Origin of the sequence: Streptomyces sp. NRRL WC-3742, assembly GCF_000720635.1 — a bacterium.
Taxonomy (GTDB): Bacteria; Actinomycetota; Actinomycetes; order Streptomycetales; family Streptomycetaceae; genus Kitasatospora.
In genome coordinates this window covers 1-2,910 of record NZ_JOCF01000154.1, presented here as the reverse complement: position 1 = coordinate 2,910, position 2,910 = coordinate 1, and the positions used below count along the sequence as shown (strand labels likewise).

Here is a 2,910-nt window from a genome sequence, read left to right as displayed (position 1 = left end):
GGCGGCGGGCGGGGGAGGGGGAGGGGGAGGGGGAGAAGGACCCCCACGCGCGCGTTCGCGCGCTTGTGAACGAAGGGTCAAGCACACGTTCCCCCCACCACCACCCCTCAGAGTGAGCCGCCATAACACGTCAACATGGCGCCCAGAAATTTGCCCGCTCCGACGCATAGTTGATATAGAAGCACGCCCCCGACCAGCAACTCCACAAGCAATTGCGACTGCTTGTGACCATTTGACTTCTTTGCGTTGACATTTATGGGCATGCTCACATTCGCACCCACCCACACAGTGTCGTAGATCACAAAGATGGCGACGAACTGCGTGTCGCAGATCACAAGCCAACAGGCATAGGATGCGCTCACTCCGGGCCTTGTGAACTGCCTCACATGAGGCGGATCGCGGGAACCGGGGCGCGGGTTCACCTCTGTGTGACCCGTCGGTTCCGATCTGCAGTCAAGGACGACTGGACGGAGGGAGCGGGGGCTATGAATGCCTACGCGCCGATCCTCGTACTCGGTGCCATCGCGGCGGCGTTCGCGGTCGGCTCCGTCGTGATGGCCTCTCTCACCGGCCCGAAGCGCTACAACCGGGCCAAGTTGGAGGCGTACGAGTGCGGCATCGAGCCGACCCCGCAGCCCGTGGGCGGCGGTCGGTTCCCGATCAAGTACTACCTGACGGCGATGCTCTTCATCGTCTTCGACATCGAGATCGTCTTCCTCTACCCCTGGGCGGTGACCTTCGACGCCCTGGGGATCTTCGGGCTGGTCGAGATGCTCCTGTTCATCGCCACCGTCTTCGTCGCGTACGCCTACGTCTGGCGTCGCGGCGGCCTGGAGTGGGACTGAGCGCGGGGCGGCAGCCCACCCGTCGGTCGGCTGTGCGCCCCGCACCCGAACGCCCCCTTGTGAACGCACGGACAAGCGGGCGGCGGGCGGGGCGGGCGAGCGGAGGAGCGGAAGAGCGGACAAGCCGCAACCGGCCGATGTATCCGAGGACTTGAGGGCATCTTGAGGGCATTGAGAGGGATCTGATGGGAATCGAGGAGAAGCTGCCGAGCGGCTTTCTGCTCACGACCGTGGAGACGGCCGCCGGCTGGGTGCGCAAGGCGTCACTCTTCCCTGCGACCTTCGGTCTGGCCTGCTGCGCGATCGAGATGATGACCACCGGCGCCGGCCGCTACGACCTGGCCCGGTTCGGGATGGAGGTTTTCCGGGGTTCCCCCCGCCAGGCCGATCTGATGATCGTCGCGGGCCGGGTGAGCCAGAAGATGGCCCCGGTGCTGCGCCAGGTGTACGACCAGATGGCCAACCCCAAGTGGGTCATCTCGATGGGCGTCTGTGCCTCCTCCGGCGGGATGTTCAACAACTACGCGATCGTGCAGGGCGTCGACCACATCGTCCCGGTGGACATCTACCTGCCCGGCTGTCCGCCCCGCCCGGAGATGCTGATGGACGCCATCCTGAAGCTGCACGACAAGATCCAGCACGAGCCGCTGGGCGTGAACAGGCGCCGGGCCGAGGAGTTGGGCGAAGCCCTGGCCCTGAAGGCCACCCCGATCAGCGAGATGCGGGGGCAGCTGCGATGAACGACCAGGTACCCGAGACCCGCCGCGAGCAGCCGGTGCGCGAGATCCCCGTGGAGGTGGTGGGCCGCCGCCAGGGCATGTTCGGCGCGAAGGGCAGCGGCGACACCTCCGGATTCGGCGGCCTGGCCGTCCCGGTGGTGCTGCCCGGCCCGAGCGACCGCCCGTACGGCGGTTGGTTCGACGAGGTGGCCGACGAGCTGGAGGGCGCTCTGGAGGAGCAGGGCCTGGATCCGGTCGACGTGATCGAGAAGACCGTCGTCGACCGCGGCGAGCTCACCTTCCACATCGACCGCGCCCACCTGCTGGAGACGGCGCGCCTCCTGCGCGACGACCCGGCGCTGCGCTTCGAGCTGTGCCTGGGCGTCAGCGGCGTGCACTACCCGGGGGACAAGGGCCGCGAGCTGCACGCGGTCTACCACCTGCGCTCGATCACCCACGGCCGGCTGATCCGCCTGGAGGTCACCGCGCCGGACGCCGACCCGCGCATCCCGTCCGTGGTCAACGTCTATCCGACCAACGACTGGCACGAGCGCCGACGACGAGCGCATCATCGTCAACATGGGCCCCCAGCACCCGTCCACGCACGGCGTGCTGAGGCTGATCCTGGAGATCGACGGCGAGACGGTGACGGAGGCCCGCTGCGGCATCGGCTACCTGCACACCGGTATCGAGAAGAACATGGAGTTCCGCAGCTGGGTCCAGGGCACCACCTTCGTGACCCGCATGGACTACCTGACCCCGTTGTTCAACGAGACCGCCTACTGCCTGGCCGTCGAGAAGCTGCTCGGCATCACCGACGACGTCCCGGACCGCGCCAGCGTGATCCGCGTGATGATGATGGAGCTCAACCGGATCTCCTCCCACCTGGTCTGCCTGGCCACCGGAGGCATGGAGATCGGCTCCACCACCCTGATGATCTACGGCTTCCGGGACCGCGAACTCATCCTGGACGCCTTCGAGTTGGTCACGGGCCTGCGGATGAACCACGCGTACGTCCGCCCCGGCGGCCTCGCCCAGGACCTGCCGCCCGGCGCGGTGGACCAGATCCGCGAGGCCGTGCGCACCATCCGCTCCCGGATGCACGAGTACGACAAACTCGCCACCGGCAACCCGGTGTTCAAGGCCCGCCTGGTCGACGTCGGCCACCTCGACCTGGCCGGCTGCCTGGCCCTGGGCGCGACGGGCCCGATCCTGCGCGCCACGGGCCTGCCGCAGGACCTGCGCAAGTCCGACCCGTACTGCGGCTACGAGGACTACGACTTCGAGGTCGCCACCGCCGACACCGCCGACTCCTACGGGCGCTTCCTGATCCGCCTGGAGGAGAT

The 2,910-nt window shown here is 67.6% G+C and carries 2 protein-coding genes and 1 pseudogene; all 3 read left to right on the top strand.

The annotated features are described in order from the left end of the window. Nucleotides 1–485 precede the first annotated feature (485 nt). Nucleotides 486–845, top strand: coding sequence for an NADH-quinone oxidoreductase subunit A (locus tag IH61_RS0139745; RefSeq protein ID WP_030060100.1), 360 nt, complete (start codon nt 486–488; stop codon nt 843–845). A 185-nt stretch (nt 846–1,030) separates the two neighbouring features. Beyond that, nucleotides 1,031–1,585: a NuoB/complex I 20 kDa subunit family protein gene (locus IH61_RS0139735; RefSeq protein WP_031079294.1), complete on the top strand. Its 555-nt coding sequence runs from the start codon at nt 1,031–1,033 to the stop codon at nt 1,583–1,585. Further along, nucleotides 1,582–2,910: pseudogene (locus IH61_RS50475) on the top strand (NADH-quinone oxidoreductase subunit D); the annotation flags it as partial. The gene IH61_RS0139735 and the pseudogene IH61_RS50475, both read left to right, overlap by 4 nt.

Excerpts from the sequence above, each read along its gene's own strand:
- IH61_RS0139735 (WP_031079294.1), top strand. The coding sequence starts at position 1,031 with ATGGGAATCGAGGAGAAGCTGCCGAGCGGCTTTCTGCTCACGACCGTG.
- IH61_RS0139745 (WP_030060100.1), top strand. The coding sequence starts at position 486 with ATGAATGCCTACGCGCCGATCCTCGTACTCGGTGCCATCGCGGCGGCG.